Raw genomic sequence first — 13,744 nt, 5'->3', positions numbered from 1 at the left:
CGGTGGTCATTCACGACCCCGACGACGACTCACCCTCGACACCGGACTCCATGGTGCTGCTCGTCGGCGTCACCGGAGGCGAACGTATCGCGGAGTCCGTGGCCGGCCTGGCCGAGCGCGGAGTACGCGTGGTGGTCGCGCGAGTGACCGCCGAGGTCAGCGATGCGGACCGCGAATCCGTCATCGCCTCGGGCGTCGTGCTGTTGGCCTTGGCGCGAGGAGTCTCGTGGGTTCAGCTGACAAGCCTGCTTCATTCGGTGCTCTCGGCCCGAAACGAAGTCGGGCACATCCACTCACGCGGAGGCGGCCCGGCCGGCGATCTGTTCGCCTTCGCCAACGCTGTCAGCGCACTTCTCGATGCGCCGATCACGATCGAGGACCGAAGCTCACGGGTCATCGCCTTCTCCGGCCGCCAGGAAGAAGGAGACGGTCCACGTATCGCGACCGTGCTGGAGCGGCAAGTTCCTGACCAGTACATTCGAGTGCTCGAAGAGGCCGGGGTCTTCGACCGGCTCTATCGCAGCGACGATCCGGTGTGGGTCTCGGCCGAGACCCTCGGTACCAAAATGGGTCGTATCGCCGTGTCCATCAGAGCTGGCGACGAGTTCCTCGGCTCCATGTGGGTGGCAACCGGTGAGCCGATGTCCGACGACCGTATGCGTGCGTTGCGCGATTCTGCCGGGTTGATCGCGCTGCAGATGTTGCGGTTGCGCGGCGGCGCCGACGCCGAGCGCCGACTGCGTGCAGACCTGATCGCAACCCTTCTCGACGGTGGGTCAGGTGCGGTCGACGCGATGAATCGCCTCGGTCTCGGGACCGGCCCCGCACTCGTGATGGCTTTGGGTCGTAGGTCTTTCGAGGGATCGTCGAAGCCGGACGATGCCGCCCACGTGGTGCGACTGACCGACGCTCTGGCCATGCACCTCGGCGCCGTCCACTCGCAGTCGGCGGCAGCCTTGGTCAACGGAACCGGCTACGCGGTGCTGTCTGTACGAGGGCATTCCCCGGCCGAAGCCGAGTTGCAGGCATTCCGTGTGGCCTCGGACTTCCTGGACCGCACCGGAGCGTCCGGCGACACGATCATCGGGATCGGCCGGGTCGTGACCAGACCGGCGCAGCTGAGCCGATCGAAGCGCGACGCCGAACATGCCCTCGAAGTGTTGTTGGCGGGACGAGCGTCGGGCAGCGTCGCCACCTTCAGTAGCGTCCACGTCGATGCCATCCTGTTGGAGATCGCGTCGGAAGCTGCAGCCGAAGGGTTCTCGGACCTCGGACCGATCGAGGCGATCGCCAGCCACGACGCCGCTCATGCGACCTCGTTCGTGGACACTCTCGATGCGTGGCTCAACGCGTTCGGTGATGTCGGTGACGCCGCGGCGTCATTGCACGTGCACCCCAACACCTTTCGGTATCGCCTCAGCAAGTTGAAGGGTATGGCCGCGTTGGATCTCGACGACCCCAACGTCCGCTTCCGGTTGATGGTGCATCTTCGTCTGCGCGGTCCACGCTAGCTCGAAAGCCAAAAAATGCGGGTCGCACTGATTTCTCAGCGCGACCCGCATTCTTTGTCAGTGGGTTCAGATCAGCTGTTGTTGCGAAGTGCTTCGACAGCGATGCGGCCGACGGTTCCGATGGAGGCGTCGATCTTCGGGGCGCGGTGGGTGAGCTCGTGGGACTTGGTGAAGACACCGACGGCGTAACGCTTGCCGTCCGGGTACGCCACGACGCCGGCTTCGTTTCGTACCAGTCCCAGCGTTCCGGTCTTGGCGGCGACAGTGACCTCGTCGGGGAAACCGGACGAAAGGCGGTGCGGCCAGACCTGCTTGCTCATGATGGTTCGGACCTCTTCACAAGCCGATGCGGGGCCGGCTTCATCCCTCCAGATTGCAGCCAGCAACATTGTGATCTCACGAGGAGTACTGGAATTGGAGCGGGCGGGATCCATGACGGAAATTGTCCGAAGAATTTCGATGGGGGGCATTTCCAGCAAGGTGCCCTTGTCGACGCCGAGGTCGTCGTAGACCGTCTTGAAGAGGCCTCGGCAGTCACGGACCAAGTTGGTCTTCTCCAAACCGAGCCCGCGCAGCGTTGCGACGATGTTGTCGAGTCCGAGACGCTCGTACAAGAAATCCGTGGCGGCGTTGTCGCTGAAGCTCATCATGAGCAGAGCGAGGTCTCGCCAGCTTGCAGTCACGTCGTCGGCGCAGCCGCCGATACCGATGCCGCCGGAGCGGAACTCGGCGGTCACCGTGGCGTGCTCGGTCGGATCAAGGGTGCCTGCCGCTACTTCACGGGCGTACTGAAGCACAACAGGAATCTTGAAAACGGAGGCGAGGATGACACCTTCGTCCGCGCCGTAGCCGAACTCTTCGCCGGAATCGATGTCGCGTGCGTGGACGTAGGCATCGGTCTTCGCTTCGGCGAGTACAGCAGCGATCTCCTGCTGTGCGCTCTCAACGTACGTGGCGGTTTCGGTCATTCGAGAAGCCCTTTCGTCGGTATCCATGTATCTGGGTTATTCGTGGATCTGACGATAGTGAGTCGACGACGGGGGGTCTTGTACGAATCGACGAAGGTTGGCGCACGGTTCGGTGCTGTTGCGCCGAATCATCCGGGCGTCGGGGTGTTCTCCGGATCAGGACGCATAAGTTTCGAGGCGACATCCGACCAGTTCGGCGACGGCGCTGCGTCGCTTGTCGGAGACCACGCCTGCCAACAGGAGGGTGAACAATTCGTCGATACGGTCGTTCAAATCGCTTCGTCTGGTGAGCACGTTCGAAACCAGTTGAACGCCGGTGAATGCCGAGATCACCACGCGACCCACCGATTCCGGCTCCACATCGTCGCGGATGTCGCCTTCGAGCTTCGCGGCCTCGGCCAGTTTTCGAAGCTCGCGGATCCACGCGACGTACGGGCCTTGCGAACCGTCGGCAGAGGCCAACTCGAGGGTAAGTCGGATTCCCGCACGAACAATAGGCTCTGCGACGAGTTGGCGGCCCATCTCGTGGCACACCATGACGAGCTGTTCCAGTGCCGGTGCGCCTGTGGCTGCAACTGCGGTGAAGGCACTGATCGAGATCTGGTGCTGTTCTTCGATCACCGCCTGAGCCAGTTCGTCTTTGGACGAGAAGTGAAAATAGACCGCGCCCTTGGTCATCTGCGCCGCGGACACGATGTCATTCATGCTCGTGCTGCCGTACCCCGTGACTTCGAACCGATCAGCAGCACCTTGAAGAATCTGTCGGCGACTGATCTTGGCACGTTCCTGCATTGCTCCCTTGTCCTCCGACTGTTAACACGTGAACCAGTTTTAGGGCCCTAGGTCCCGGACCAGCGACCCACGGTAGCAGCGAATCTCGTGCTCGCGCGACAGCGCGAAACGGACTGTTCGGTGTGCAATCGCAGGTCACGGTCGGTAGGAGCGACAAATGCGACCGCCGCAACCTCCGTTGGAGGCTGCGGCGGGGAGTCCAGTTATCGGCCAGCGAAATTCGGTCGAAGGTATGCGATCAACGAGTCGAGACAGTTGCCTCGAAGCCGAGGTCGCGTAGCGCCGACTTGAGCTTGGTCTGTGCCTCGTCGAGAGATTCGGGTGACGGCGAGGTGTCGGCGCCACTGATGTCGAAGTTCCCCATGTCGTATGCGGGGAAAACATGAACGTGAAGATGCGGAACTTCCAGACCTGCGATGAGGAGACCCGACCGAGGCGCGTCGAACGCCTTCCGCACGGCTTGGCCGAGGTTGCGGGCAACAGCGGTGACCTTGGCAAAGAGTTCAGGATCCACGTCCTGCCACTGATCGACCTCGGCTCGCGGAACCACAAGCACGTGGCCCTGCGTTACCGGCGCGATGGTCAAGAACGCGACGACGTCCTCGTCCTCCCACACGAAACGTCCTGGTAGATCCCCGTTGATGATGGCACTGAAGACTGAAGGCATACCCCGAGATTAGCCCGCGTCCGGTTGCCAGGAAACTCCCAGGCTGGACGCAGGTTCGTCGGAGCCGGCCCGACAAATCTAGGACGCATGACGACAGAAGCCATGCAGACCGCGGGCAGCACGGACGCAGAGGAGGTCTCCGCGACGACTGTAGTGCTGGACGTGGTCGTCCCGGTATACAACGAAGAGGCAGGCCTCGAGGCGTGCGTGCGGCGCCTGCGCCGGCATTTACGCACGCAGGTGCCATTCTCTGCACGAATTACCATCGCGGACAACGCCAGTGTCGACGGCACGTTGGCACTCGCCCGTTCCCTCGCCGAAGAATTCGACGACGTCCGGGTCGTCCACCTGGATGCGAAGGGTCGTGGTCGAGCACTGCGGCAGGTATGGAGCGACTCCGATGCCGACGTGGTCGCGTACATGGACGTCGACCTCTCGACCGACCTCAACGCCCTGATGCCGTTGATTGCTCCGTTGCTCTCCGGACACTCGGACATCGCCATCGGTTCCCGGCTGGCACGATCGTCCCGCGTGGTGCGCGGCCCCAAGCGTGAGTTCATCTCACGTAGCTACAACCTCATCCTCCGAAGCGCACTGCATGCTCGCTTCTCCGACGCCCAGTGCGGATTCAAAGCCATGCGCGTCGATGTTGCACGGCAACTACTTCCGCTGGTGGAGGACACCGGGTGGTTCTTCGATACCGAATTGCTGGTGCTGGCCGAGCGAGCGGGCATGCGGATTCACGAGGTCCCTGTCGACTGGGTGGACGACCCGGACAGCCGGGTGGACATCATTGCCACGGCAGTTGCCGACCTCAAAGGTGTGGTCCGTGTCGGGCGAGCACTGTCTACTGGTTCCCTTCCATTGGCCGAGCTCAGGGCTAGTTTCGGACGTGAACCGTTGGTTCCCGGAGTTCCACGAGGAATGGTCGGGCAGCTCTCACGCTTTGCCGTGGTGGGAGTCATTTCGACGCTCGCGTACGCGCTGCTCTACCTCGCTCTGCACTCGATCATGGGTGCGCAGTGGGCCAACGCCGTCGCATTGCTGGTGACCGCGGTATTCAACACCGCCGCCAACCGGGCCTTCACCTTCGGGATCCGAGGGTCGGAAGGATCCGCTCGTCACCAGATGCAGGGCCTGCTCGTGTTCGGGTTCGGTCTACTGCTCACCAGCGGATCGTTGTTCGTGCTCGACGTCATGGCGCCCGATGCTTCCAAGCACGTGGAGCTTGCCGTACTCGTCATCGCCAATCTTGTTGCCACAGTCAGTCGATTCATCGCACTGCGCTGGGTGTTTCGCACCGCACAATCCGTAGGAGCCAATCGATGACCGCCACTGCAGAGACACTCGCCGCGCCGCTGCCAGCGCCGGAACCGCAACGTCAGGTGCGCTGGGAACCGTGGGCACTGGGAGTGTTGTTGGTGGGCACCGGAGTCGCCTACATCTGGGGCCTGGGTGCATCCGGATGGGCCAACTCGTTCTATGCCGCTGCGGTACAGGCAGGTTCGGTGTCGTGGAAGGCTTTCTTCTTCGGCTCCTCGGACGCTGCAAACTCGATCACCGTCGACAAGCCGCCCATGTCCCTGTGGTTGATGTCGCTGTCGGTTCGCATCTTCGGACTCAACTCCTGGGCGATGTTGGTGCCGCAGGCACTCCTCGGGGTCGGATCGGTTGCACTGTTGTGGGGAACGGTTCGACGGTATTTCGGTGCGGCCGCCGGCCTCCTCGCGGGCCTGGTACTTGCGCTCACACCCGTAGCGGCGCTGATGTTCCGGTTCAACAACCCGGATGCTCTGCTGGTGCTCCTGATGATCGCAGCAGTGTGGGCGATGATGCGCGCCGTGCAGGACGGCCGCACCCGCTGGCTCGTGTTGGTCGGTATCTTCTGCGGATTCGGTTTCCTGACAAAGCAATTACAGGTCATGTTGGTGGTTCCACCGCTGGCGCTCACCTATCTGATCGCCGGACCGCCGAAACTGGGTAAGCGCGTACTCCAACTGTTCGCGGCACTGGGCGGACTGATCGTTTCCGCCGGATGGTGGTTGGCAATCGTCGAACTGTGGCCGGCCGACTCGCGTCCGTGGATCGGTGGTTCACAGAACAACTCGATTCTCGAACTGACGCTCGGCTACAACGGGCTCGGGCGCTTGAGCGGCAACGAGACCGGAAGCGTCGGCGGCGGCGGAATGCGCGGTGCTGGTGATGCCGCGGCCGGCGCTGCTGCGGGCGGTTTCCCAGGTATGGGCGAGGCCGCAGGTGGTATGGCAGGGGGAGGTATGGCACCAGGTGGTGCGGCCGGCGGTGGTATGTGGGGGAGTACCGGCATTACCCGACTGTTCGAATCGGCCCAGGGCGGACAGATCGCCTGGTTGATTCCTGCTGCGCTGATACTTCTGGTGGCTGGAATCGTGCTGCGAGGCAAGGCACCCCGCGCTGATACACAGCGCGCGTCATTCATCGTCTGGGGACTGTGGCTGTTGGTGACCGGACTGACCTTCAGTTTCATGGCGGGAATCTTCCACGCCTACTACACCGTTGCGCTTGCGCCGGCGATCGCCGCGCTGATCGGTTCAGGATCGGTAGTGGCGTGGCGTCATCGTGACGTCCTCTGGGTTCGCATCATTCTGGCGGTGTCCTTGGCCGCAACCGTCGCGATGGCGTGGGTACTGCTCGGACGCTCGCCTACGTTCGTACCGTGGCTTCGCTGGACCATTCTGGTGGTCGGCATCGTCAGTGCCGTGGCAGTGCTGATTCCGGCAGTGACGCGAGGTCGATTGGCTGTGGCAGTGATTCTCGCAGCGATCTTCACCGGTCTGGCAGGTCCGACTGCATACGCGATCGACACGATCAGCACTCCGCATACCGGTTCCATAGTTTCGGCCGGACCGAGCGTCGAAGGTGGAATGGGCGGGCCCGGCGGTGGCCGCGGAGGATTCGGCGGATTCGGTGGCACGGCTGATGGCGGTAACCGTCGGACTGACGGGGCTGGGACCGGAATGCCGGGCACGCCCCCTGCAGGAATGGGTCAGATACCCGGTGGTGCAACAGTTCCGGGCGGTACCACGCCGACCACCGGCGGAACGCGAGGCGCAATGGGAGGCGGTGCCGGTGGTCTACTGCAGGGCAGCACGCCGGGAGCCGCTGTTGTGTCCACACTCGAAGAGAACTCCGACCAGTTCACGTGGGTAGCCGCGGCAATCGGGTCCAACAGCGCCTCGGGTTATCAGCTTGCGACGCAGTCACCGGTCATGGCTATCGGAGGGTTCAACGGGAGCGATCCGTCGCCGACGCTCGCGCAGTTCCAGCAGTACGTGGCAGAGGGCAAGATTCACTTCTTCATCGCCGGCGGTGGGATGGGTGGCGGTATGAACGCCGAAGGCACCGCTACCGCTATCTCGACGTGGGTGACCGAAAACTTCACCGCCACAACGGTGGACGGGGTGACCCTCTACGACCTGACGGCTGCAGGCTGACCATAATGAACGCACGCCAGGTCCGCATCGGAGGTGTTCCCTCCGATGCGACCTGGCGTGAAGTTGTATGCCTGAGGTTCGTTCTCAGGTTTTGAATGTGGTGTTCGCCGGCCGGGGTTGCTGCCCGGGGTCGATCGAGGGTGGCGGGATGAACCAGGGTTTGTTGTCGGCGCCGATGCGGATTTCCCATTTACCGACGAATCCGGTTTTTCGGTGCATCAGCCGGTGATGTGAACGGCACAGCAGGACCAGGTTGTTCATCACCGTCGGGCCACCGTTGGCCCAGTGCCGGATATGGTGCGCATCAGTCCAGGCGGGCACGCATGTGCAGCCCGGGAAGGCGCAGCCTTTGTCTCGGGCGATGAGGGCGACGCGTTGTTCGGCGGTGACCAACCTCTTCCCTGGTTGCGCATCCAAGGGCGCACCGTGATCGTCGAGCAGAACGGTCGAGAGGAAACAATCACACCCGAGAAGTCGGGTCTGCGACACCGACAGTGGCCCGAGCCAGGGCATGTGCCCGACATCAAGATCCGACAAGTCCAGATCGGGTGAGCCTTCGTCGTCCACATCAGAAGGCGACGCGGCGCAGTCCCGATGCTCCGCGAGATCACGCGCGTTGATGTGCACGTTCACGTGCGGGCGTTGGCCACCATCGGTACCGGTTTTCGCGCAGTCCAAATACCGGCGGATCAGTTCCGTGAACCCGTCCGCCGTGCGTTTCGCCGCCGACCGAGAATCCGGGGTTCCATCGGGTGCCGGGGTGGGCATCGTCAGGTTCGACAACGCCGACAGCAACATCTCGCCGGTGAGGGCGTCGAAATCGCCGCGCACCACCACCCGGCCATTGAGCGTCGAGGCGATCCGGAGCTCGTTCCGGTCGACGTCTTCGGCGGGCGGAATCTCATCGGACTCGAACAACCGCTCCAACGTCGCGATTACATTCCGCACCTTTGTGGTCGTGGCCTCGACACCGGATGCCGCAGCCAACAACAAATCGATGCACTTCGGTAATGCCTCCTCCGGCATCCCCTTCGGCGGTGACTCACAGAACGCCACGATCAACACAGCATGATCGAAGGAGCACTCCCCGCCATCGAACCGAGCCGCCACCGCCGGAAACGGCCGCAAAGCTGCACCCAACGCGGCGATCTTCTTCCCGTCCCGAACCTGCAGCATCGTGTTAGCCGCCAACCACGCACCCACCCCGCGACTGGCAATCACCTGATCATCCGGGCGCAACGACAACTCGTCCACCACCGCCACACGCACAGCTTCGAGGCGCAGAATCTCCGCACTCGCCTCGACAGCAGCAGCACGTAACTCGGCAGCAGTGAACCGCCACAGGCGTCCGCGTAACCCCACCGCAGAACCAGACACCACATCCGACAACAAGACACTCATTGAATCCCCCGATCCCCTGCCCAAATCATACTCGAACATACGTTCGGGTCAAGGGTCGATTTCGCAGGGGCTAAGCGCTGATACTGTCGAGGTCGTGGACCACGTCGCAGCAGGCGCCGAGTAATTCGCGATCATGGCTGATGAGTAATACACCGACGCCGGTTTCGGCGGCGCGACTCTCGATCAACCGAATGAGCGCGGCCGTCGTGGCGGCGTCGAGCATCGCCGTCGCCTCGTCACAGATGAGGTATTTCGGTTGTTGCGCCAGCGATCTCGCCAGGCAGGCGCGCTGTAGTTGGCCGTCGCTCACCTGGTGTGGTCTGCGCGACAAGAGATCGGGAGTGAGGCCCACTTCTGCTGCCAGCGCGGCCACATCGATTGACCTACTGGCAATGTCACCGGGTTGGCCGATGATCGAGGCGAGCGTCTGCCGAGGGTCGGTCGATGCGCGAGGTGACTGAAACAGCATGGACACCGTGCCGCGTAGTGCCGCGGGTACCGAGAATTTGGTACCCACAACGGGTGATCCGTCGATCCGCACTTCGCCTGACCACGGTGCATCCAGCGAAGCGAGAATCCTTGCAAGTGTTGATTTTCCGGTGCCCGAAGGCCCGGTCAGGCCGATCAGCTTTCCCGACGGAATCTCGAGCGAGACGTTCTCGAGAACTGGCCGGTTGCGACGGTAACCGCTGGTGATTCCCAGAGCTTGAAGACTCATGTCAGCCCACCTTCCGCAGCGTTCGGTACGTGCGGTCACCCAATGTGACCAGTTCGGTCGGGCCACCGGATTGTTTCGACTCCGGACGTCGTAGGTGATAGACGCACTCCTCGGGGAGATCGGTGAGTTGCGGTGGCGATCCCGGCATGGGAGTCAAACCTCTGGAAGGTAAGGCGCCGAGAAGGTCTCGGGTGTAATCGTGAAGCGGATCTTTGAACACCAGCGCGGCCGGACCCATTTCCATGATGCGTGATGCGTACATGACGGCAAGTCGATCCGCGACATCGCTGCGGGTGAGTGATGCAAGGTCATGGGTGATGAGCAGGACAGCCGCCCCGGAGTCAGCGCACTCGCGAAGTAATCCCATGACGTGGTCGGTGAGTTCGCGGTCGAGGTTGGCGGTGGGTTCGTCTGCGACGATCACCGACGGATTCCCGGCCAGCGCACCGGCAATGGCCACGCGTTGCGCCATGCCGCCCGAGAGTTCGTGCGGGTAGCAGTCCAGGGCCGACGGACCGAGTCCGACGCGAAGTGCCAAGGCATCGCAAGTGTGATCGCTGCCGAGTGCGTCGATCGTCTCCTGTAGTTGCGATCGCGCAGTCCGGACGGGGGTGAGATGTGATGCGGCGGATTGTGGAACGAGAGCCACGTGCCGCCCACGGAACGCGGTGCCGGAGAAGACGTCGATCTCTAGGTCCGGTGTTCCGACGGTGACCGTTCCGGTTCGAGAAGCATTCGGCGGCAACATGTTCATGACCGAGGTGGCGATGATCGACTTGCCACACCCCGATTCCCCGACAAGTGCGGTCACCGTGCCGGCTGGAACGTCGAGGTCGATGTCGCTCGCAGCGTGAACTACCGATCCTCCGAGTAGAGGGATCCTGACGGTGAGAGATTCGATGCGCAGGCCGTGGTTCACAGTCGCAACTCCGAAGGTCGAGGGGGCGTGAGCATCGACCGCAGGGCCGAACCGGCGACGGCAACTGCGACGGTGGCGATCACGAGAACTGCGGCGGGGAATGCCAGCGTCCACCAACCGCCGAGGAGCAGAGAACTGCGTGCCTCTTCGAGAAGCGTCCCGAGACTGGGCTTGTGCGGGGGAAGGCCGAATCCCAGGAAGGACAACGTCGATTCGTGCCAGACGGCGTGGGGCAGCAGGAGAACGACTGCGATCAAGGCCTGTGGCGCCGTCGCCGGCACGAGGTGGCGCATGATCACGTGACGTCGACTGGCTCCCGCGAGAATGGCGGCGTCGATGTAGGGACGCTCGCGCAGACTCAAGATCTCGGAGCGGATGATCCGGGCCACTTGGGTCCAGTGGGTCAGTGCGATCGAAAGCACGATGGCGGCAATGCTTCCACGGAACATCGCGACGATGACGATGCCGAGCAACAGGTGGGGGAGTGCGTTGACGGCATCGGTGCCGCGCATGACGAACCTGTCCACCCAGCCGCCGACCAGTCCGGCCGTAGTGCCGACGGCGACGCCGATCACCGTGGCGAGCAGCGCGCAGGCGAGTGCGATCAGAAGTGAGGTTCTGATGCCTGCAGCTATGCGCACGAATAGATCTCGTCCCGCCGAGTCAGTTCCGAACGGGTGATCGAACGACGGAGCCAGGCGAGCCGCCGAGAAGTCTGTGACTCGGTCGTCGACGTCGGCCAACCATGGGACCAACGCCGCGTACAGCGCCACGAGGATCAGCACGCCGACGGCGATCTTGAAGCGTCGTTCAGCCATCGGTACTCACTCTCGGGTCGAGTACTGCAACGAGGACGTCGGCAAGCAGTGAGCCGAGCATGACCGTCAATGTCGTACCGACGGTGAGGAACGCGAGCAGTGCCATGTCGAGGTCACGGGCTGACGAGACGATGGCGCCGGCGATCCCTGGCCAACTGAAGACCTCTTCCACCAGCACTGCCCCGACTATCAGCTCGGGCAGTCGCACGCCGACGATGTTCACGAAAGGCGCCAGTGAGGTCGGCAGTATGTGGCGTTTCGTGATGGTCGGCGCCGGGATTCCGCGTGCTACGGCGCCCGCGACAAATCCCTCACTTTTCGAACCCACGACGGATTCTCGGACCGCGAGTAGGAGCCACGGCATCTGCGAGATGGAAAGGACCGTCACCGGTAGGACCAAGTGCCGGATCACCTGTCCCGGTGTGGGATCAGCACCCCCGTCGGTCAACCCGGCGACCGGGAGCCAGCCGAGAGTCAACGCGAAGAGCGTGATGGCACCCAGCGACAAGACAAACGGCGGAAGTCCTTGGACCACGACGCGCAGCCCGGACACGGTCTTGTCCAAGAATCCTCCACTGCGTATTCCGGCGAGAACACCGAGTGTCAGCGAGGCGAGAATCGCGATGAGGAGTGAGATACCGACCAGCAGCAGGGTCCATGGCAGACGCTCGGAGATAACTTGGGAAATAGGCTGATTGAACGATCTGGAGATCCCGAGATCACCGGTGAACACGCCCTGGAGCCAATTCCAGTACGTGCTGTACCAGGGGTTGTCGAAACCCATCTGATCGGCGATCAACGCTTTGTCCGCGTCGCTGGTCGTCATGTATCGCGTGCCCAGGTAGCCGACAAGTGGATCGAACGGTGAGACCGCGGCGGCGGCAAAGAGTCCCGCGGACACCACGGCGATCACCGGCACGATGAACAACGCCCGCCGACCGACCATCGTGAGGATGGCCTTTCGGCGGGAGTTGCCACGGTGGTCGAGCGATTGCCGCGCGTCTACCCGAACGTCGACCGCTGTCATTGCCCTCTGGCCCACGTCTGCAGTGACCACCACGGGCCCCAGGTCACACCGTGTGAGTGTGGCTCGAGTACAGGTCCGGACATCTGCCAGTCGGAATCCTTCGAAACGTACGTATGGTCGAGGAATACGAGGATGACAAATCCGGGATCCTCGACGTACGCCTGCTGCACGTCGCGATACGCGGCGTCACGCGTTGCCTGATCCAGGCTGCGGCGTCCTACTTCCAGGCCTGCGTCGACTGCTGGATTGGAGTAGTCGCTGGCGTTGTCGTAGATGCTGCCGACCCCGGGCGCTATGTACTTCGAGTTCAGCGCGTCGTACGCCTGCGTGTCTGGATCGAAAGGTTCGTCTCCACCCCCGAGAAGCGTCGAATCCTGGTTGATTCGAGGGTCTATGCGGTCCCAGGAGAGCGCTTCGAGATCCACCTCGATGCCGACAGCGAGAGCATCGGAGGCAAATGCCTGAGCGAGATCACGTCGAACGGTGTCGACGGAGTTGTACATGATCGTGAACTGCGCCCGCTGACCGTCTTTCGAACGGATTCCGTCGGCACCTTCGATCCAGCCCGCTTCGGTGAGAATTCGCTCGGCCTCGGCCGGGTCGTAGGCGAAGGTTGCGTTCGGGTTGTACGAATCGCCGTAGACCTCGGGGATCGGAGTGGCGGCGACGCGGCCGTGTCCGCCCAGGACGTTGTCGATCATCGACTGGCGATCGGCGGCGAGGTTGAGCGCCATCCGTACGGCTTTGTCGCCTGCCACGGGATTGTTCGTCGGAAGTGAGAGACCGCGCCAGTCCGCTGACTGATGGGCAGTCACCGACATGTTGTCTTTGCCCGAGAACGTATTGGCAAGCAGTGGAGGGAGATTGGTTCCGTCGATCTCGCCGGACACCATACGTTGGGCGCGGGTGTTGTCGTCCGGAACGTAGAGGAGAGTGAGCTTCTTGATCTCCGGTGCACCGTCCCAGTAGTTCTCGTTCGCCTCGAAGACCGCTCGATCCGGTGAGAGATCGACGAGTGTGTACGGGCCCGTACCGACCGGTGCGGTGTTCAACGGCGATTCGGCGGCAAGTCCGGGTTTCGCGAGGGATTCCGACGGGACCATGCCGATCAGCATCTTCGTCAGCAGGGGCGCGTACGAGTAGGCGAGGCGGAACTCGACTGTGTTGTCGTCGACGGCCACGACGTCGCTGATCATGTCGTACGACGAACGCGCTTCGGAGGCGGAAGCGGGATCGAGGATCGCCTTGTACGTGGCAACCACGTCGGCGGCGTCGAAGGTCGATCCGTCGGAGAAGGTGACCCCGTCGCGGAGTTTGACCGTCCAGACTGTCGCGTCGGCGTTGGCAGTGGGCATCTCCGCGGCCAGAGACGGCTCGAATCCCGGCATGCCGGTCCCTCCGGTGAGTCGGACGAGGCCGTCGTACATCTTGGCCTCACCGGCAGCGCCGA

Annotated in this window: 12 protein-coding genes; 3 read left to right on the top strand and 9 right to left on the bottom strand. The window is 62.9% G+C overall.

The window, feature by feature from the left end; all coding sequences use genetic code 11:
- Positions 1 to 1,511 (top strand): PucR family transcriptional regulator (locus tag A2J01_RS02735; protein ID WP_064111853.1); only part of this gene is annotated, 1,511 nt, incomplete at its 5' end.
- A 71-nt stretch (positions 1,512 to 1,582) separates the two neighbouring features.
- On the opposite strand, the gene A2J01_RS02730 is transcribed toward A2J01_RS02735, so the two are convergent.
- From A2J01_RS02730 to A2J01_RS02720, 3 genes are all read right to left on the bottom strand, one after another.
- Positions 1,583 to 2,479 carry a serine hydrolase gene (locus A2J01_RS02730; RefSeq protein WP_007734380.1) on the bottom strand — a complete coding sequence of 299 codons (897 nt, stop codon included), beginning with the start codon at positions 2,477 to 2,479 and terminating at the stop codon, positions 1,583 to 1,585.
- Positions 2,480 to 2,635: 156 nt separating this feature from the next.
- Positions 2,636 to 3,271, bottom strand: coding sequence for a ScbR family autoregulator-binding transcription factor (locus A2J01_RS02725; protein WP_007734383.1), 636 nt, complete (start codon positions 3,269 to 3,271; stop codon positions 2,636 to 2,638).
- A gap of 238 nt (positions 3,272 to 3,509) precedes the next feature.
- Complete coding sequence (locus A2J01_RS02720) at positions 3,510 to 3,938, bottom strand: HIT family protein (protein ID WP_042449536.1); 429 nt, start codon at positions 3,936 to 3,938, stop codon at positions 3,510 to 3,512.
- Between the two features lie 87 nt (positions 3,939 to 4,025).
- Between A2J01_RS02720 and A2J01_RS02715 the strand changes: the two genes are divergently transcribed.
- Positions 4,026 to 5,267, top strand: coding sequence for a glycosyltransferase (locus A2J01_RS02715; RefSeq protein WP_047269581.1), 1,242 nt, complete (start codon positions 4,026 to 4,028; stop codon positions 5,265 to 5,267).
- Positions 5,264 to 7,411, top strand: coding sequence for an ArnT family glycosyltransferase (locus A2J01_RS02710; protein WP_064111851.1), 2,148 nt, complete (start codon positions 5,264 to 5,266; stop codon positions 7,409 to 7,411). The genes A2J01_RS02715 and A2J01_RS02710 overlap by 4 nt, the downstream gene beginning before the upstream one ends.
- Positions 7,412 to 7,495: 84 nt before the next feature.
- Here A2J01_RS02710 and A2J01_RS02705 read toward each other — a convergent pair whose 3' ends face one another.
- The 6 genes from A2J01_RS02705 to A2J01_RS02680 form a co-directional block, all read right to left on the bottom strand.
- Entirely contained in the window at positions 7,496 to 8,812 is a 1,317-nt protein-coding gene (locus tag A2J01_RS02705) for an HNH endonuclease signature motif containing protein (RefSeq protein ID WP_064111849.1), read from the bottom strand.
- Between the two features lie 70 nt (positions 8,813 to 8,882).
- On the bottom strand, positions 8,883 to 9,530 hold the full coding sequence (locus A2J01_RS02700; protein ID WP_003945821.1) for an ABC transporter ATP-binding protein: 648 nt from the start codon (positions 9,528 to 9,530) through the stop codon (positions 8,883 to 8,885).
- Position 9,531: 1 nt separating this feature from the next.
- Positions 9,532 to 10,449, bottom strand: a complete 918-nt coding sequence (locus A2J01_RS02695; RefSeq protein WP_064111847.1) for an oligopeptide/dipeptide ABC transporter ATP-binding protein — start codon at positions 10,447 to 10,449, stop codon at positions 9,532 to 9,534.
- A complete protein-coding gene (locus A2J01_RS02690; protein ID WP_007734397.1) occupies positions 10,446 to 11,267 on the bottom strand; it encodes an ABC transporter permease in 822 nt (273 codons plus the stop codon). The genes A2J01_RS02695 and A2J01_RS02690 overlap by 4 nt, the downstream gene beginning before the upstream one ends.
- Positions 11,260 to 12,294, bottom strand: coding sequence for an ABC transporter permease (locus A2J01_RS02685; protein WP_082900785.1), 1,035 nt, complete (start codon positions 12,292 to 12,294; stop codon positions 11,260 to 11,262). The genes A2J01_RS02690 and A2J01_RS02685 overlap by 8 nt, the downstream gene beginning before the upstream one ends.
- Positions 12,291 to 13,744: ABC transporter substrate-binding protein (locus tag A2J01_RS02680; RefSeq protein ID WP_064111842.1), on the bottom strand; the 1,454-nt coding region annotated here is incomplete at its 5' end. The genes A2J01_RS02680 and A2J01_RS02685, both read right to left, overlap by 4 nt.

The sequence above is a fragment of the Rhodococcus sp. EPR-134 genome (assembly GCF_001647205.1).
Lineage (GTDB): Bacteria > Actinomycetota > Actinomycetes > Mycobacteriales > Mycobacteriaceae > Rhodococcus_F > Rhodococcus_F qingshengii.
Note: the sequence above shows the minus strand (reverse complement) of the source record. Positions and strands in the feature narration are given on the sequence as shown.